Source organism: Streptomyces sp. NPDC002004 (assembly GCF_053593975.1).
Genome location: NZ_JBSFDP010000003.1, coordinates 208,518 through 226,533 on the forward strand (window position 1 = coordinate 208,518; position 18,016 = coordinate 226,533).

An 18,016-nucleotide genomic window follows, 5' to 3' on the forward strand; every position below is an offset into this window, starting at 1 on the left:
GCTGTGATCACTTCAGTCCTGGTCGCGAACCGCGGCGAAATCGCCTGCCGCATCTTCCGCACCTGCCGGGAGTCGGGGATCCGCACGGTCGCCGTGCACTCGGACGCCGACGAGAACGCCCTGCATGTGCGGCTGGCCGACGCGGCGGTGCGGCTGCCGGGTGCGGCGCCGGCCGACACGTATCTGCGCGGCGACCTGATCGTGAAGGCGGCGCTCGCCGCGGGCGCGGACGCCGTGCACCCGGGATACGGATTCCTCTCCGAGAACGCCGGGTTCGCGCGTGCGGTCCTCGACGCGGGGCTGGTCTGGATCGGCCCCTCGCCCGACGCGATCGAGGCCATGGCCTCCAAGACCCGGGCCAAGGAGCTGATGGGCATCGCCCCGCTGACCGAGGTCACCGAGGACGATCTGCCGGTGCTGGTCAAGGCGGCGGCGGGCGGCGGCGGGCGCGGTATGCGCATCGTCCGGGACCTCGCCCACCTGGAGGAGGAGCGGACGGCCGCCCGCGCGGAGGCGCTCGGCGCCTTCGGGGACGGCGAGATCTTCGTCGAGCCGTACATCGAGAACGGCCGCCATGTGGAGGTGCAGGTCCTCGCCGACGCGCACGGCACGGTGTGGGCCCTCGGCACGCGTGACTGCTCCCTCCAGCGACGCCACCAGAAGGTGATCGAGGAGGCCCCGGCACCCGGGCTGGACGCCGGGCTCACCGAGACCCTGCACGAGCTGGCCGTGCGCGCCGCCCGTGCCGTGGACTACGTCGGCGCCGGCACCGTCGAGTTCCTGGTCGCCGACGGCAGGGCCCACTTCCTGGAGATGAACACCCGCCTCCAGGTCGAACACCCCGTCACGGAGGCTGTGTTCGGCGTCGACCTCGTCGCCCTCCAGCTCCGCGTCGCCGAGGGCGAGCCGCTGGAGAAGGACCCCCCGCGCCCCCGGGGGCACGCCATCGAGGCGCGCCTCTACGCCGAGGACCCCGCACAGGGCTGGGCGCCCCAGACGGGAGTGCTGCACCGGCTTGCCTTCCCCGACGGCGTGCGCCTCGACACCGGCTACGCCGACGGCGACGTGATCGCGGTGCACTACGACCCGATGCTCGCCAAGGTCGTCGCCCACGCCCCCACCCGGGCGGAGGCGGCCCGCGCACTCGCCGCCGCCCTCGAACGCGCCCGGGTCCACGGCCCCGTCACCAACCGCGACCTGCTCGTACGCTCCCTGCGCCACCCGGACTTCGCGTCCGCCCGCATGGACACGGGCTTCTACGACCGGCACCTCGCGGCGCTGACGGCCGCCGACGACGACGGCGAGGCCGTGGCCGCGCTCGCGGCGGCCCTCGCGGACGCCGCGGCGCGCCGCGGGAACGGCGCCGGCGTCGCCCACCGCATCGGCGGCTGGCGCAATCTGTCCTCGCAGCCGCAGGTCAAGAGCTACCGGGGGCGGGACACCGAGCACGAGGTGCGCTATCGCGTCACCCGCGACGGCACGGAGGCGGAGGGCCTGCCCGGGGTGCGGGTCGTCGGCGCGAGCCCGGACGCCGTGCGCCTCGACGTGGACGGTGTGCGGCGGACGTTCGCCGTCGGCCGGTACGGCGACCGCGTCCATGTCGACACGCCCACGGGCGCGTACACCCTGGTGGAAGCGCCCCGCTTCCCCGACCCCGCCGCCCAGCGTGCCCCCGGCTCCCTGCTCGCGCCCATGCCCGGCACCGTCGTCCGGGTCGCCGAAGGGCTCGCCGAAGGCGCCCGCGTGGAGGCCGGGCAGCCCCTCTTGTGGCTGGAGGCGATGAAGATGGAGCACAAGGTCACCGCTCCCGCATCCGGCACGCTCACCGCACTGCACGCCGCCCCCGGCCACCAGGTCGAGGTCGGCGCCCTGCTCGCCGTCGTCACCGAGTAAGCGCACCTGTCCTGCGTCGTACGGGAGGAACCGCCATGAGCACCGTCCTCGAAACCGAAGAGCACCAGGCACTCCGCGCGGCCGTCGCCGCGCTCGGAAAACGGTACGGACGTGACTACACCACGACCGTCGTCCGCTCCGGGGCCCACCCCGACGAGCTGTGGGCCGAGGCCGCCAAACTCGGCTACCTCGGCGTCAACCTCCCCGAGGAGTACGGCGGCGGGGGCGGCGGCATCGCCGAACTCTCCATCGTCCTGGAGGAGCTGGGCGCCGCGGGCTCGCCGCTGCTCATGATGGTCGTGTCGCCCGCGATCTGCGGCACGGTCATCGCCCGGTTCGGCACCGAGGAACAGAAGCGGACGTGGCTGCCCGGCCTCGCCGACGGCAGCCTCACCATGGCCTTCGGCATCACCGAACCCGACGCCGGATCCAACTCGCACCGGATCACCACGACGGCCCGCAGGGACCCGGATTCGGGTGATTGGCTGCTCACCGGGCGCAAGGTGTTCATATCGGGTGTCGACATCGCCGACGCCACACTGATCGTCGGCCGCACCGAGGACGCCCGCACCGGCAGCCTCAAACCGTGCCTGTTCATCGTCCCGCGCGACGCCGACGGCTTCCAGCGGCGGCAGATCGACATGGAACTCCAGGCCCCGGAGAAGCAGTTCGAGCTGGCGCTCGACGACGTGCGGCTGCCCGCCGACGCGCTCGTCGGGGACGAGGACGCGGGGCTGCTCCAGCTGTTCGCAGGCCTCAACCCCGAACGGATCATGACGGCCGCCTTCGCGGTCGGCATGGGGCGCTACGCCCTCGCACGCGCCGTCGAGTACGCCAGGGACCGCTCCGTCTGGAAGGCGCCCATCGGCGCCCACCAGGCCGTCGCCCACCCGCTCGCGCAGGCCCACATCGACCTCGAACTCGCCCGTCTGATGATGCAGAAGGCCGCCCGGCTGTACGACGCGGGCGACGACGTCGGCGCCGGGGAGGCCGCCAACATGGCGAAGTACGCCGCCGCCGAGGCCTGTGTGAAGGCCGTCGACCAGGCCGTGCACACCCTCGGCGGCAACGGACTCACGCGCGAGTTCGGGCTGGCGTCCCTCATCACCGCGTCACGGGTGGCACGCATCGCTCCGGTCAGCCGGGAAATGATCCTCAACTACGTGTCCCATCAGACCCTGGGCCTTCCCAAGTCCTACTGAGGGAACCGCTGTTGACGAGAGGCGGCACAGCATGGCGTTGCACAGCGACCAGCGTGAGGGCGGCGGGGACGGCGAGCGCGGCGCGTACCGGGTCTTCCGCAGCCAGTACCCCGACGTGCCCGTCGTCGACGAGCCGATCCATGACGCCGTACTCGGCCACGCCGCCGGGTTCGGCGACGCGCCCGCCCTCGTCGACGGCGTCGACGGCACCACCCTGACCTACGCCCGGCTCGACGCGCTCCACCGGCGCGTCGCCGCCGGGCTCGCCGAGGCCGGCGTCCGCAAGGGCGACGTCCTCGCCCTGCACAGCCCGAACACGGTCGCCTTCCCGGTCGCCTTCTACGCGGCCACCCGCGCCGGGGCGTCCGTCACCACGGTCCATCCGCTGGCGACGCCCGAGGAGTTCGCCAAGCAGCTGCGCGACGCGGGGGCCCGCTGGATCGTCACCGTGTCGCCGCTGCTGGCGGCGGCGCGGGCCGCCGCCGAACTCGCCGGGGGGATACGGCAGATCTTCGTGTCCGACGGCGCGCAGGGGCACCGTTCGCTCCAGGAGCTGGCGGCCACGACCGCGCCCGAGCCGCAGGTCGCGATCGACCCCGGGGAGGACGTCGCGGCCCTGCCGTACTCGTCCGGCACGACCGGTACGCCCAAGGGTGTAATGCTCACCCACCGTTCCATCGCGACGAACCTCGCCCAGCTGGAGCCGCTGACGCCGATGGGCCCGGGCGACCGGATCCTCGCCGTGCTGCCGCTCTTCCACATCTACGGGCTGACCGCCCTGATGAACGCGCCGCTCCGGAACGGCGCCACCGTCGTCGTCCTGCCCCGCTTCGACCTCGACGCCTTCCTCGGCGCGATCGAGAAGCACCGCATCACCGGCCTGTACGTGGCGCCGCCGATCGTCCTCGCGCTCGCCAAGCACCCCGCGGTCGCCCAGTACGACCTGTCGTCCCTGAGGTACCTCATCAGCGCCGCCGCACCCCTCGACGCCGCCCTCGCCGAGGCCTGTTCGCGGCGGCTCGGCCTGCCGCCCGTCGGCCAGGCCTACGGCATGACCGAACTCTCGCCCGGCACCCACGTCGTCCCGCTGGACGCGCGGAACCCGCCCCCCGGAGCGGTCGGCAAGCTCATCCCCGGCACCGAGATGCGGCTGCTGTCCCTCGACGGCGCCGCGAGGGACGCCGGCGTCGGCGAGCAGGGCGAGATCGCCATCCGCGGCCCCCAGGTCATGAAGGGCTATCTGGGGCGGCCCGACGCGACCGCCGCGATGATCGACGCCGACGGGTGGGTGCACACCGGTGACGTCGGCCGGGTCGACGAGGACGGCTGGCTCCACGTCGTCGACCGGGTGAAGGAGCTCATCAAGTACAAGGGGTTCCAGGTCGCCCCCGCGGAGCTCGAGGCGCTGCTGCTGACCCACCCGGGGATCGCCGACGCGGCCGTCGTCGGAAGCCACGACGACGACAACAACGAGATCCCCCACGCGTACGTGGTCCGCCAGCGCACCGCACAGGACCTCACCGAGGGCGAGGTCATGGCGTACGTCGCCGAGCGCGTCGCCCCGTACAAGAAGATCCGCCGGGTCGCCTTCGTCGACGGCGTGCCCCGCGCCGCCTCCGGGAAGATCCTGCGCCGTGAACTGAGGACGGCCCGGCCGTCCGGAACCGTGGAATCCGCCGGGAAGGCAGAGGAGACACCATGACGTCGATCAGGTCGGAGCACGAGCGCGGGATCACCACCCTCGCCCTCGCCGCGACCGAGCGCCGCAACGCCCTGTCGGCCGCCCTCGTGGGCGAACTCGCCGATGCGCTCACCGCGTGCGGCAAGGACCGGGACGTCCGCGCCGTGGTGCTCACCCACACCGGAGGGACGTTCAGTGCGGGCGCCGACCTGCGCGAGCCCCCCGACCCGGAGGCGTTCGTGGCACTGCTCCGGCAGATCGTCGAACTGCCCAAGCCGGTCGTCGCCCGGGTCGCCGGGCACGCCCGCGCGGGCGGCCTCGGCCTGCTCGGCGCCTGCGACATCGCCGCCGCAGGGGCCGCCGCGAGCTTCGCCTTCACGGAGGTGCGCATCGGCGTCGCCCCCGCAGTGATCTCGCTCCCCCTGCTGCCGCGTCTCGACCCGCGCGCCGCCGGCCGCTACTACCTCACCGGGGAGCGCTTCGACGCGGCCGAGGCGGCCAGGATCGGCCTCGTGACGACCGCCGCCGACGACGTGGACACGGCCCTGGAGCCGGTGCTCGACGGGCTGCGCAAGTCGTCCCCGCAGGCCCTCGCCGAGACCAAGGCGCTGGTCACGGCTAAGGTGCTGGACACCTTCGACCGGGACGCGCAGGCGCTGACCGCGCTGTCCGCCCGGCTCTTCGCGTCCGCCGATGCCCGCGAAGGGGTGACGGCCTTCCTCGAACGACGGGATCCCGCATGGGCGTTGTGACACCACCGAAGCAGGACCGCAGCCGCGCCACGCGCCAGCGTCTCCTGGAGGCCGCCGTCGCCTGTCTCGCCGCCCACGGCTGGGCGGGCTCCACGGTCTCCGTCGTCGCCGAACGCGCAGGCGTCTCGCGCGGTGCCGCCCAGCACCACTTCCCCACCCGCGAGGACCTGTTCACGGCCGCCGTCGAGTACGTCGCCGAGCAGCGGTCCACGGCCCTGCGCGACCTCTTCCCACAGGGGCCGGGCGACCGCCGTGCCGTCGTCTCCGCCCTCGTCGACCTCTACACCGGCCCGCTGTTCCGCGCCGCCCTGCACCTGTGGGTCGCCGCGTCCGACGAGGACCAGCTGCGGCCCCGCGTCACCGAGCTGGAGGCCCGCGTCGGCCGCGAGACCCACCGCATAGCCGTCGAACTCCTCGGCGCCGACGAGTCCCGGCCCGGGGTCCGGGAGACCGTCCAGGGCCTGCTCGACATGGCCCGCGGGCTGGGGCTCGCCAACCTGCTCACGGACGACGCGGCGCGCCGCCGCAGGGTGGTCGCCCAGTGGGGCGGGATCCTCGACCGGGAACTGGGGTGACCGCCGGGGAGCGACCGCCGGGGCGTGGTCGTAGGGAAGCGCCCGCCGAAATGACCGGAATACGTAGGTAGCCGGGCGAGTGTGACCCCGGTCACTTGCCCACCCCTCGTCCCGCAGTACCCTTGCCGCATGCTTCTGCTCGTTCGACGCCGACACGTGGACTTCGTCCGTGTCACGAGCATGGGCTGTCGACGCTCAGCCTGATCCCGGCCCGTCATCACCGGCCAGCTGGAAGCTCCACCGGCACTTCTCGCCAGACAGCTCCACCAGGCACGCCTTCCGCCTCCACCAGGCGCACCCTCCACCGGTCCTTCCCATCCGGCATCCGAGGCCCGCCCCACCCCGGCGACGCCCCGGACCCCGTACACCCGCGGACGCACCCATGACGCAGACCTCGGCGAACCCGTCGTCGTACCAGCAACTCCCGATCATCGACCTCTCCGCGGCCGACCGCGGACCCCAGTCCCGCGCGCTGCTCCATGCACAGCTGCACAGCGCCGCCCATGACGTCGGCTTCTTCCAGCTCGTCGGACACGGTGTCCCGGACGCCGAGACCGCCGCGCTGACGCGCGCGATGCGGGCGTTCTTCACGCTCCCCGAAGCCGACCGGCTCGCCGTCGACAACCTCAACTCGCCGCACTTCCGCGGCTACACGCGCATCGGAGACGAGCGCACCGGCGGCGCCCGCGACTGGCGCGACCAGCTCGACATAGGAGCCGAACGTCCCGCCCGCGTTCCCGGCCCCGGCGAGCCGGCCTACTGGTGGCTCGAAGGCCCCAACCAGTGGCCCGACGCGCTGCCCGGGCTGCGCACCGCCGCGCTCGCCTGGATCGACCGGCTGAGCGCCGTCGCCGAGCGGCTGCTGCACGAACTCCTCGCCGCCATCGGCGCGCCGCCGGACTTCTACGACCCGATCTTCGGCGACCGTGCCCACCCGCACCTCAAGCTGGTCCGCTACCCCGGCAGCGCCGCGGACGGCGACGCGCAGGGCGTCGGCGCGCACAAGGACTACGGGTTCCTGACCCTGCTGCTCCAGGACCAGGTCGGCGGCCTCCAGGTGCAGCGCGAGGACGGGCTCTTCCACGACGTGCCGCCGCTGCCGGGCGCCTTCGTCGTCAACCTGGGCGAGCTGCTGGAGGTCGCCACCAACGGCTATCTGCTCGCCACCAACCACCGGGTGGTCAGCCCGCCCGGTGCCACCGAGCGGTTCTCGGTGCCGTTCTTCTACAACCCGCGCCTCGACGCCCGGGTCGCCCCGCTGCCGTTCGCCCACGCGGACACGGCGCCCGGTGTCACCACGGATCCCGCCAACCCGCTCTTCGCCGAGTACGGCCGCAACGAGCTCAAGGGCAAACTCCGCGCCCACCCCCAGGTGGCCTCCCGCCACCACGCCGACCTGCTGGTCCCGGCCTGACGCCGTAGCGCCCCGGGGCACCGAGCCCTAACGCCACGGGCAGCCGACCGTTCCGCTGAGGGCTCGGCCCCTTCCGCTGTGGGCAGGCAACTGTCCGGTGTGACGGTCCGGTGGTGCCGGGGGGCCCCGGCACCGGGCGCCCTGCTGGGCGACGGCAAGGTGGTGCCGGGAGGGAGCCGACGGCGCCGCGAGCCTGACGGCCCACGCCCAGGTGGTACCGCGCAAGCACACGGGCACCGCACCCCTCGCGCAGAGGGGGAAGCGGTGCCCGGAGAGGAAAGCGCGCCGGCTAGCGGGCGATGCCGTCGTACCCCTCGATGGCCCGGGGGTCCCGCGGCCCTGGCCCCACGTACCGGGCCGACGGCCGCACGAGCCGCCCCGTCCGCTTCTGCTCCAGGATGTGCGCCGACCAGCCGGCCGTACGCGCACACGTGAACATCGACGTGAACATGTGCGCCGGGACCTGGGCGAAGTCCAGGACGATCGCCGCCCAGAACTCGACGTTCGTGGCGAGGACCCGGTCGGGACGCCGCGCGTGCAGCTCGGCCAGGGCCGCCTTCTCCAGCGCCTCGGCCACCTCGAAGCGGGGCGCGCCGAGCTCCTTGGCGGTGCGCCGCAGCACCCGCGCGCGGGGGTCCTCGGCGCGGTAGACGCGGTGCCCGAAGCCCATCAGCCGCTCGCCCTTGTCCAGGGCCTGCTTGACGTAGGCGTCCGCGTCGCCCGTCCGCTCGATCTCCTCGATCATGCCGAGGACGCGGGAGGGCGCACCGCCGTGCAGCGGGCCGGACATGGCCCCGACGGCGCCCGAGAGCGCGGCCGCCACGTCGGCGCCGGTCGAGGCGATGACACGCGCGGTGAACGTGGACGCGTTCATGCCGTGTTCCGCGGCGGACGTCCAGTACGCGTCGACGGCCGCGACATGCTTCGGGTCCGGCTCGCCGCGCCAGCGGATCATGAACCGCTCGACGACGGACTGGGCCTTGTCGATCTCCCTCTGCGGCACCATCGGCAGCCCCTGGCCGCGCGCCGACTGGGCGACGTACGACAGGGCCATCACGGCGGCGCGGGCGAGGTCGTCGCGGGCGCGCTCGACGTCGATGTCGAGCAGCGGCTTCAGGCCCCACACGGGGGCCAGCATCGCAAGCGCCGACTGGACGTCGACGCGGATGTCGCCGGAGTGCACAGGGATCGGGAAGGGCTCGGCGGGCGGCAGGCCGGGGTTGAAGGCGCCGTCGACGAGCAGTCCCCAGACATTGCCGAAGGAGACGTGGCCGACCAGATCCTCGATGTCGACGCCGCGGTAACGCAGGGCGCCGCCTTCCTTATCCGGTTCGGCGATCTCCGTCTCGAACGCGATGACTCCCTCGAGTCCGGGTACGAAGTCGGACATCAGGCGGCTCCTCATGACGTGGACGATGTCGAGGGGGGACGGACACGCGGTCCGGATCGGTCACCCCGGTGATGCCCCGCGCGGTTGGAGGTCACCCAACCGAATCGGCAGCAGGACACTAGTCCCTCGCACCCCCGCATGGGGAGACCCGAGTGCCACCGTGGGCAAGGTCTCATGGCACTCAGTGCCATGAATGGGTGTATCCCAGCCTCGCCCGGCGCCGCCGATACGGCAAGATGACCGCGTGACCGACCGTGACCACGCCGCCCACGAGGGCCACGCCGCTCTCCACTCCGACCCCCCGGCCGGCCTCGATCCGGCCCATGTCGACCCGGCGGTGATGCGCAAGCACTACCGCGCCGAGGGGCTGCTCGAGGCGGACCTCGCCCCGCACCCCATGCAGCAGTTCGCACGCTGGTTCCGCCAGGCGGCCGAGGCCGCCGAGCAGGGTGCGCTCTACGAGCCCAACGCGATGGTCGTGTCGACGGTCGACGCCGATGGCCGGCCGAGCGCCCGCACGGTGCTGCTCAAGGCGTACGACGAACGCGGCTTCGTGTTCTTCACCAACTACCGCTCCCGCAAGGCCCGCGACCTCGCCGCCAACCGGCAGGTCGCGCTGCTCTTCCCGTGGCACCCCATGGCCCGTCAGGTCGTCGTCACCGGCACCGCGACCCGCACCGGACGCGACGAGACGGCGGGCTACTTCCGCACCCGCCCCCACGGCTCCCAGCTCGGTGCCTGGGCCAGCGCCCAGTCCGAGGTCATCGCCTCCCGGGACGAACTCGACCACGCCTACGCCGACTTGGCCGCCCGCTACCCCGAGGGCGAGCAGGTGCCCGTGCCGCCGCACTGGGGTGGCTACCGTGTGGCGCCCGAGACGGTCGAGTTCTGGGCGGGCCGCGAGAACCGCCTCCACGACCGTCTGCGCTACGTGTTCGAGGGCGACGGGGCATGGCGGGTGGAGCGGCTCGGTCCGTGAGCCCGGCCGCCGGGCCCCGCGAGCCGGGCCCGGCGGCCGTCCGGCTCAGCCCGTGAGCACTCCGTCCAGGAACGGCTCGATCGCCGCGCGCCACCCCTCGGGCTGGTCGTAGTGCACCAGATGGCCCGCGTCGACCACCTCCGCGTACTGCCCCGCGGGCAGCACCCGCACCATCTCCTGGGCCTCGGCCCGCCCCAGCTCGCCGTCCAGGCCCCGCACCACCAGCGTGGGGCAGCGCACCTGCGCCAGCTCCTCCCAGTGCGCGTCGTAGACCCAGGTCTCCCGGGACCGCAGCATCTGCTCGGGGTCGAAGACGGGCCGCCAGCCGTCCGCGGACTCGGCCATCACCTCGGCGTAGAACGCACCGCGGGCGGGATTCGGCCGCTCCACCCAGGGGTCGTCCTCGCCGAACCACTTGCGTACGTCGGCGAGGGTCGCGAACGGGACGGGCCAGGCCCGGAACCAGTCCTCCCACTCGCGCTGCGACGCGGCGCCGAGCGCCGAGGCCCGCATGTCGCAGATGACCAGGCCGCACACCAGATCGGGCCGGTGGGCGGCGAGCTGCCAGGCGGTCAGCGCGCCCATGGCGTGCCCGATCAGAACCGCCGGCCCCAGGCCGAGCTGCTCCAGGGCCGCCTCCGCGTCCTCGACGTAGGCCTCGCGGGTGAAGGGGCCGTCCGCGGGCTTGTCGCTGCGGCCGTGTCCGCGCTGGTCCAGGGCGACCGCGCGGTGACGCTCCGCGAGCCAGCGGGCGGTGCCGGCCCAGTGGGACGCGCGACCCATGAGGCCGTGCAGTAACAGCACACCGGGCGCTCCCTGGACCTCGCCGGTCTTGGGCGGGTCGGCGAACTCCCAGGCGGCCAGCCGTACGTTGCCCGAGCCTGTCACGTCGATGCGCCGCACCATCTGTCTGGCACCCCCCTTGTCACGGGCCCACCTTGACTTCGTGTGCGCCCCGTACGCCGTCCGCGCCGTACGCGCCGCACTTGCCGTACGCCCCCGTGTCACAACACCACCACGCTATCGAACCCCCATTCGAAAGCGGGCCTTATGCCGTCAACACCCCTCGTACGAGTGACCCTGCTCGGCGCATGACTTGCGCTGCCGCGGGGAGATCTTCTGCGGGAGGCGGACCGCTCGGGGAAATCGGTCCGAAGGGGATGACCCTGAGAGCTCGGGGCTCCGGGTCAGCACAGGGGAGGACAGGCCCCGGCGCCTCAGGGCGCCGGGGCCCTCTCATGTCCTTCAGGTCCTCGGCTCCGCCGCGCATGCGCCCCACCCTCCCCTGCCCCGGTGCATATGCCTCACGCGACAGCCTGACACGCGAAGCCGCCGCCCGCTGCCGTTCCGCGGACTGAGTGTGCCGTGTGTGGTGCGGGCCGCATCCCGTATGCGTCAGCACGGCCGAAAACGCGTGCGCGGCACCCGCCGCACACGCCTCACCGGGACCGCAGACGGGTCAGCGCTTGGCCACGAACACGTGCGAGGCGACCTCCGCCTCCAGCTCCGCCGCCTCGCCGCCGCTGCCCACGAGCACTCCGCCGGGCGACTCGGTCACGCTCACCACGGACCCGGGCTGCACCCCGGCCCGCCGCAGCGTGTACATCAGCTGCGCGTCCTTCTGGATGGGCTCGCCGATCCGTCGGACGACGACGGTCATGCCTTCCGGGCCCGCCTCCAGATCGGCCAGCGACACCATGCTCTCGTCCAGGAACGGGTCCGCGCCGTCCTTCTCGCCCAGCTCCTCGAGGCCCGGGATCGGGTTCCCGTACGGCGACTCGGTCGGGTGGCGCAGCAGGTCCAGCACCCGCCGCTCCACCGCCTCGCTCATCACGTGCTCCCAGCGGCAGGCCTCCGCGTGGACCTGCTCCCACTCAAGGCCGATCACATCGACGAGCAGACACTCGGCGAGCCGGTGCTTGCGCATCACCCGCGTGGCCAGCCGGCGGCCCTCCTCCGTCAGCTCCAGATGACGGTCGCTGGCGACCGACACCAGACCGTCGCGCTCCATTCGCGCCACCGTCTGGCTGACTGTCGGGCCGCTCTGGTCGAGCCGCTCCGCGATGCGGGCGCGCATGGGGACCACGCCTTCCTCTTCCAGCTCGAGGATGGTGCGGAGATACATCTCCGTGGTGTCGATCAGTCCGGACATTCATGCCCCTCGATTAGCTCTTGCCGGATGGCTGCTCGTCGCCCCACCCGGCGTGTGCGCTGGCCCTGTGCCAATTCTGACGCATGGCGCCGACAACCGGGCCGTGCCGGGGGGAACGGACGGTCATGCCCCGGCCATTCCGTGTTGACAGGGCGCTGGTCCGGACCGCAACGTGATCCGCGACACCGTGGGGTACCGGGACCGGGTACGAAGGGGCATCAGCGATGAGCGACGGCACACTGGCCGACGAGTACTTCGACGCCGCGATCGGTCTCCTCCGGCGTGTCCGCGACGAGGAGGGCGCCGCCATCGCGGCCGCGGGCGAGCTGATCGCCGACACCGTCGCCGCCGGCGGCCGTCTCTTCGCCTTCGGGGCCGGGCACTCCTCGCTCGCCGCGCAGGACGTCGTCTACCGCGCCGGCGGGCTCGCCCTCATGAACCTGCTGGCCGTCCCCGGTGTCGTCGGCGTCGACGTGATGCCCGCGACGCTCGGCTCCGCCCTGGAACGGGTCGACGGGCTCGCCGGTGCGGTCCTCGACTCCAGCCCCGCCGCCGCGGGCGACCTCCTCGTGGTCGTCTCCCTGTCCGGGCGCAACGCCCTTCCGGTCGAGATGGCCATGAACGCCCGCGCACTCGGCCTCAAAGTCGTCGGCGTCACCTCCGTCGCCTACGCCACCGGGACCACGTCCCGGCACGTCACCGGCACCTACCTCAAGGACCACTGCGACATCGTCCTCGACACCAAGATCGCCGTCGGGGACGCGGAGCTCAGCGCCGCCACCATCGCGGCGCCCTTCGCACCCGCCTCCACCGTGGTCACCAGCGCCGTCCTCCAGGCCGTGATGGCCACGGCCGCCGGCGAGCTCGCCGAGCGCGGCATCGAGCCCCCGCTGCTGCGCTCCGGGAACGTCGACGGCGGCCACGAATGGAACGGCCGGGTGCTCACCGAGTACCGGGACCGGATCTTCTACCGCCACTGAGGCGCCCACCGGGCCCCGCGCCGGTCACTGCTTCTCCTCCAGCGCCAGCGCGAGGTCCAGCGCCGCGGCGATCCGCACCGCGACGCTCTCACCGTACGTCGCATCCGCCCGTTCGAACCGCGTACGGCTCGCACCCCGCAGGAAGGTCACCACACCCAGCGTCCTGCCCCGGCTGCGCAGCACCGCGCACAGCGCATGCACCGCGTCGTCGGGCCACTGCCGCCCGAGCGCCCACTGGCGCCCCTGGTCCGGCCCCGACGCCCCGGCACTCGCCCGCACCGACCCGGCCCGCTCCACGCACTGCACCGCAGGATGCCCCGGTGCGTAGCGCACCGGCAGCGCCGAGCGCCCCGCGAGCAGACTCGGTCCCGGAGCACCGGACGGCGTGGCGACGGCCCGCACCAGCCGCACCGGCCGCACGTCCTCCTCGTCCGGGGCCGTGGGCGGCAGGGGCACGACCAGGTCGACCAGGGCGTGGTCGGCGAACCCGGCGAGCGCGAAGTCCAGCTGGACCGTCACCGCCTCGCCCGGGTCCTCGCACTCCGCGGCGGCGCGCGCCGCCCGGTGCAGCTGCTGCGCCCGGAACCGCAGCTGCGCCGCCTCCTGCTCCGCCTGCTTCGCCTCCGTGACGTCCTGGAAGAGCCACCCCACGCCGAGCGGAACCGGCTCCTCCGTGAGGGGGGAGGCCAGCCGCAGGAAGGCGCTGCGCCAGCACCGCCGGCGCTCGCCCTCCGGCGTGCGCACCGACACCCACATCTCGGCGGGCGCGGGCGGCGCGCCCTCCGCCAGCACATGCGCCAGCGCGCTCTCCACGTCCTCCACGCCCTGCGACAGCAGTTCGCCCAGCGGACGTCCCAGGACGGCGGTGCGGCCCGTGCCCAGCGCCCGCGCGGCGTGCGCATTGACGACGGCGGGCCGCAGATCGGCGTCGACGAGCACCACGCCCCACGACGCCTCCTCGAACATCGCCTCGCTCAGCGCGATGGACCGTTCCAGATCCATCTGCGCGTGCACCTCGCTGAACGCGCAGTACACCCCCGCGGGCGACCCGTCGGGCCCGCGCACGGCGGCCGCCTGCATCCGCACGAGCACCCGCCCGCCGTCCTTCGTCAGCAGCGCGAACTCGTGCACCTGGCGTCCGGGCGCCTGCATCGCCGACAGCAGCCGCTCCTCCACCTCGCCCGCGTCGGCCGTCCGCACCGCCCAGCCCGCGAACCCGGGCCGCCCGACCGCCTCCGCCGCCGTCCAGCCCAGGACCCGCTCGGCCTCGCGGTTCCAGTGCGTCACCACACCGTCCGCGTCGAACGCGCACAGCGCCGCGTCCATGCCGTCCAGCAGCGCCGCCAGCAGGTCCGCCCCGTCCCGCCCGGGAACGGGCTCCGGCTCTGGCTCTGGCGGCCCCAACTCGTCCGTCGTCCCACTACGCCTGGAAGCACTCACCTGGCACCCCCTGCAGGCCGTCTCCGCGTACGGCGCACCCGTTCCGAGTACGCCTCGGATCATTCAACTGGAACGTGACGCAGCCCACATCTAGTTCCCCGAAGTTCGAGGGAAAACCTCGGCCGGGCCGATCCGGGCCGATCCGGGCCGTTTCGTGCGGTTCCCGGTCCGGCCGGGCCCGGCGCGCACGGGGAGAAAAAAATGCTTGAGCGGGGCCGGGGCGGTGCCTAGGCTGTGAGGCACTTCGGAAAGGAGGTGATTCGGTACATGTGTGATTACCGGACAGAAGAGGTGTCTGCGGGCTAGCGGCCCGTCACCCCACCCAGTGCGGTGCCGGACCAGCGCGTGTGATGTGCGCGCAGCCGGCCCAAGCCAAGCAGTCACCCGACCCGCAGGCCGCCGGTACGTCCGGCCGGCTTCCTCCTCGGAGGAACCATGGCCTGCGGGTCGTCCGCGTTTCCGGGGCCCGGGCCCCGGCCCCGGGAGGTCCCGAGGCCGGCGCGGGGCTCAGTCGAAGACGACCGTACGGCTGCCGTTCAGCAGGATGCGGTGCTCCGCGTGCCACTTCACGGCGCGGGCCAGTGCCTGGCACTCCACGTCGCGGCCGATGGCGACGAGCTGCTCCGGGGTCACGTCGTGGCCGACGCGCTCGACCTCCTGCTCGATGATCGGGCCCTCGTCGAGGTCCGCCGTCACATAGTGCGCCGTGGCGCCGATGAGCTTGACGCCCCGGGCGTGTGCCTGGTGGTAGGGCTTCGCGCCCTTGAAGCTCGGCAGGAAGGAGTGGTGGATGTTGATGATCCGGCCGCTCAGCTCCTTGCAGAGGTCGTCCGAGAGGACCTGCATGTAGCGGGCGAGGACGACCAGTTCCACGTTCTCCGCGCCGACCAGGTCGAGGAGCCGCGCCTCGGCGGCGGCCTTGGTGTCCCTGGTCACCGGGATGTGGTGGAACGGAATGTCGTACGACGCCACCAGCTCCTGGAACTCGGTGTGGTTGGACACGACTGCGGCGATCTCGACGGGCAGCGCGCCGATGCGGGCGCGGAACAGCAGGTCGTTCAGACAGTGCCCGAACTTGCTGACCAGGAGGACGATGCGCATCTTGTGGTCGGCGTGGTGGATCTGCCAGTCCATCTGGAAGGCGTCGCCGATCGCCGTGAAGCTCGCGCGCAGCTTCTCGACGGTCACCGGCGGCTCGGCCGAGAAGTGGACCCGCATGAAGAAGAGGCCCGTGTCCTGGTCGCCGAACTGCTGGCTGTCCACGATGTTGCAGCCGGTCATGAAGAGGTAGCTCGACACGGCGTGCACGATGCCCTGTTTGTCCGGGCAGGAGAGGGTGAGGACGTACTGCTCGGCGGGGGCGTCGGCCTGCTGGTTCATGCCGGTAAGACTAAGGCAACGCTTCTGGGGCCGGGGGAGTCCCGCAGCCCGGCCGCCGCGGCCTCCGTCCCGGCCGGTGCGGGCCCCGCGCCCGTCCGCTCAGGCGGCCCGCGTCATGATGCGCAGCACCTCGAGCGTCCGCGGGGCCGCGTCGGGGTCCTCGCCGTCGCTCACCGCGAGCCGCACATGGGCTTCGCGTGCCGCGTGCACGGCCTCGGGCCACGCGGGGTGGTCCACATAGGTGGCCACCGGGGCGTCCGGGCCGACCTGGTGCATGATCCGCAGGACGCGCAGGACGGCGGTGTCGACGAGGGCTGCTTCCTGGGCATCCCGGAAAATCGTCCCGACGTACTTCTCGGCGGACCAGTTGTCCAGCCAGGTGTCCTCGACCAGGCGGTACACGGCGTCGGTGACGTCCCCGTACCCGTCGACGCCCGCGAGCCAGACGTCCCGCTGGAACACGGGGTCGGAGAGCATGTGCAGCGCCGAGCGCACGTTGCTGCGCCAGCGCCACCACGGCATGTCGTTGAGGGGCATGCCGCCCATGGTGAGGGAGCGGCGGCCACGACGGGAAGACTTCTCCGAACCTTGCACGGTTGTCGATCGTACGTTCCCTTGCCTGCCGGGCATATCGGCCCCCGTAATTCACCTTTACGTCACCGCTCGTTGACCGCGGGTCACTCCAAGGTTAGGGATGCGGCGGAATCGTGCGTGTCCATGACCGGCAGGCGACGCACCCGTTCCTTCCTTCCTTCACTTCGCAGGGCCCTCCGCACCGGTCGAACAGGGGGGATCCCCGTCGCCAGGGCGGCCGCGCTGGCGACGGGCGCCCTGCTGGCGTGCGCCTCGCTGGCCGCGGGTTGTGGCGTTCTCCCTGGAGTCACGGGGGGCTCCAGGGGGAGCGTCACGGTCATGACCTGGGCGCCCGAGAAGACCCGGGCGACCAATATGCCGGGCATGCCCGCCATGGCGCGGGCCTATGCGCGCTGGGTCAACGCCCACGGCGGTCTCGACGGACGCACTCTGAAGGTCCTCACCTGCAACGACCACAACGACAGCGTGGGCGCGGCCGACTGCGCCCGCCGTGCCGTCAGGGAGAACGTCGCCGCGGTCGTCGGCTCCTACAGCCAGTACGGCCGCTCCGTGCTCTCCCCGCTGGAGGGCGCCGGCATCCCGTACATCGGCGGCTACGGCATCACCGACGACGAGTTCACCAGCCCGCTGTCCTACCCCGTCAACGGCGGCCAGCCCGCGCTCATGGCGGGCATGGGGGAGCAGCTGGCCGGGCACTGCTCACGGGTCGCCCTGGTGCGGCCGGACACGATCGCGGGCGACGACCTGCCGGTACTGCTCGACTCGGGGCTCGCCGAGCGACGTCACCCCTCCGCGATCGACATCCGCGCGGCCGAGGACGCCACCGAGTACACGGCACAGGCGCGCGACGCGCTGAGCCGGGTGGCCGTGGGGGCCACAGCGCCCGCGACGAGCCCGGCGTCCACGACGGCCGGCTCCCCGGCGGCCCGCGCCTCGCAGGGCTGCGTCATGGCCGCGCTGGGGGACCGGACCGACACCTTCTTCGACTCCTTCCGCCGCAGCCGCGAGGACTATCCGGAGGTACGGGTCTCCTCGGTGCTCGGCAGCGTCGACCAGTCCGTCATCGACCGCACCGGCGGCCAGGACAGCCCGTACGAGCGCGCCTATCTCACCGGCTGGTACCCGGCGGCCGACGATCCGCGCTGGGACGGCATGAAGAAGGTGATCAGCGAGCAGGCCTTCGGCGACAACCGGATCGACCCGGCGGACGCGGGCGTGCAGACCACGTGGATCGCGTACACCGTCCTGAAGCAGGCCGTGGAGAAGATCGGCGACGGCGATGTGAGCGCGCTGTCGCTGCGCCGCACCCTCGACTCCGGGCTCAAGGTGGACACCGGCGGACTCACCCCGCCGCTGAGCTGGCGGTTCGAGGACCTGATCGCGGTCAAGGGCTTCCCGCGCCTGGTCAACGCCGACGTGACCTTCCAGGTGGTGCGCAACGGCCGGATGGTGTCGGCGCGGCGCGGGTTCGTGAACGTGTCGAAGACGCTGGAACGCACGTCCTAGCGACGCGACAGCCGGGGGACGACGACCGCGAGGACGACAGCCGGGGGACGACGACCGCGGGGACGACGAGGGAGGGGC

General features: G+C 72.9%; 15 protein-coding genes. 9 read left to right on the forward strand and 6 right to left on the reverse strand.

The features are described from left to right. Nucleotides 1-3 precede the first annotated feature (3 nt). The 6 genes from ACWCP6_RS06895 to ACWCP6_RS06920 all read left to right on the forward strand — a co-directional run bounded on the left by ACWCP6_RS06895 (nt 4) and on the right by ACWCP6_RS06920 (nt 7,517). Entirely contained in the window at nt 4-1,893 is a 1,890-nt protein-coding gene (locus ACWCP6_RS06895) for an ATP-binding protein (RefSeq protein ID WP_450931304.1), read from the forward strand. A 35-nt stretch (nt 1,894-1,928) separates the two neighbouring features. Beyond that, a complete protein-coding gene (locus tag ACWCP6_RS06900; RefSeq protein ID WP_450931305.1) occupies nt 1,929-3,095 on the forward strand; it encodes an acyl-CoA dehydrogenase family protein in 1,167 nt (388 codons plus the stop codon). 31 nt (nt 3,096-3,126) lie between these two features. Continuing rightward, the gene (locus tag ACWCP6_RS06905) at nt 3,127-4,797 is read left to right on the forward strand and encodes a 4-coumarate--CoA ligase family protein (RefSeq protein WP_450931306.1); all 1,671 of its coding nucleotides are present in this window, start codon (nt 3,127-3,129) and stop codon (nt 4,795-4,797) included. Continuing rightward, the gene (locus ACWCP6_RS06910; RefSeq protein WP_450931307.1) at nt 4,794-5,528 is read left to right on the forward strand and encodes an enoyl-CoA hydratase family protein; all 735 of its coding nucleotides are present in this window, start codon (nt 4,794-4,796) and stop codon (nt 5,526-5,528) included. Before ACWCP6_RS06905 ends, ACWCP6_RS06910 begins: the two co-directional genes overlap by 4 nt. Beyond that, nucleotides 5,516-6,103 carry a TetR/AcrR family transcriptional regulator gene (locus tag ACWCP6_RS06915; protein WP_450931308.1) on the forward strand — a complete coding sequence of 196 codons (588 nt, stop codon included), beginning with the start codon at nt 5,516-5,518 and terminating at the stop codon, nt 6,101-6,103. Before ACWCP6_RS06910 ends, ACWCP6_RS06915 begins: the two co-directional genes overlap by 13 nt. 382 nt (nt 6,104-6,485) lie before the next feature. Further along, complete coding sequence (locus ACWCP6_RS06920; RefSeq protein WP_450931309.1) at nt 6,486-7,517, forward strand: isopenicillin N synthase family dioxygenase; 1,032 nt, start codon at nt 6,486-6,488, stop codon at nt 7,515-7,517. A 289-nt stretch (nt 7,518-7,806) separates the two neighbouring features. Here ACWCP6_RS06920 and ACWCP6_RS06925 read toward each other — a convergent pair whose 3' ends face one another. Next, on the reverse strand, nt 7,807-8,907 hold the full coding sequence (locus ACWCP6_RS06925; RefSeq protein WP_450931310.1) for a citrate synthase 2: 1,101 nt from the start codon (nt 8,905-8,907) through the stop codon (nt 7,807-7,809). Nucleotides 8,908-9,247: 340 nt separating this feature from the next. On the opposite strand from ACWCP6_RS06925, the gene pdxH reads away from it, so the two are divergent. Next, on the forward strand, nt 9,248-9,886 hold the full coding sequence (gene pdxH, locus ACWCP6_RS06930) for a pyridoxamine 5'-phosphate oxidase (RefSeq protein WP_450931580.1): 639 nt from the start codon (nt 9,248-9,250) through the stop codon (nt 9,884-9,886). Between the two features lie 45 nt (nt 9,887-9,931). Here pdxH and ACWCP6_RS06935 read toward each other — a convergent pair whose 3' ends face one another. Continuing rightward, entirely contained in the window at nt 9,932-10,792 is an 861-nt protein-coding gene (locus tag ACWCP6_RS06935) for an alpha/beta fold hydrolase (protein ID WP_450931311.1), read from the reverse strand. Nucleotides 10,793-11,345: 553 nt separating this feature from the next. Then, on the reverse strand, nt 11,346-12,038 hold the full coding sequence (locus ACWCP6_RS06940; RefSeq protein WP_450931312.1) for a metal-dependent transcriptional regulator: 693 nt from the start codon (nt 12,036-12,038) through the stop codon (nt 11,346-11,348). A 224-nt stretch (nt 12,039-12,262) separates the two neighbouring features. Here ACWCP6_RS06940 and ACWCP6_RS06945 point away from each other — a divergent pair, with 224 nt between their 5' ends. Continuing rightward, nucleotides 12,263-13,018 (forward strand): SIS domain-containing protein, encoded by a 756-nt coding sequence (locus ACWCP6_RS06945; RefSeq protein WP_450931313.1) that lies wholly within the window; start codon nt 12,263-12,265, stop codon nt 13,016-13,018. 24 nt (nt 13,019-13,042) lie between these two features. On the opposite strand, the gene ACWCP6_RS06950 is transcribed toward ACWCP6_RS06945, so the two are convergent. From ACWCP6_RS06950 to ACWCP6_RS06960, 3 genes are all read right to left on the reverse strand, one after another. Then, nucleotides 13,043-14,458 carry a PAS domain-containing protein gene (locus tag ACWCP6_RS06950; protein WP_450931314.1) on the reverse strand — a complete coding sequence of 472 codons (1,416 nt, stop codon included), beginning with the start codon at nt 14,456-14,458 and terminating at the stop codon, nt 13,043-13,045. A gap of 507 nt (nt 14,459-14,965) precedes the next feature. Beyond that, the gene (gene purU / locus ACWCP6_RS06955) at nt 14,966-15,838 is read right to left on the reverse strand and encodes a formyltetrahydrofolate deformylase (RefSeq protein ID WP_450931315.1); all 873 of its coding nucleotides are present in this window, start codon (nt 15,836-15,838) and stop codon (nt 14,966-14,968) included. Between the two features lie 99 nt (nt 15,839-15,937). After that, the gene (locus tag ACWCP6_RS06960) at nt 15,938-16,384 is read right to left on the reverse strand and encodes an SCO4402 family protein (RefSeq protein ID WP_450931581.1); all 447 of its coding nucleotides are present in this window, start codon (nt 16,382-16,384) and stop codon (nt 15,938-15,940) included. Nucleotides 16,385-16,555: 171 nt separating this feature from the next. Between ACWCP6_RS06960 and ACWCP6_RS06965 the strand changes: the two genes are divergently transcribed. Then, nucleotides 16,556-17,938: an ABC transporter substrate-binding protein gene (locus ACWCP6_RS06965; protein WP_450931316.1), complete on the forward strand. Its 1,383-nt coding sequence runs from the start codon at nt 16,556-16,558 to the stop codon at nt 17,936-17,938. Nucleotides 17,939-18,016 lie beyond the last annotated feature (78 nt).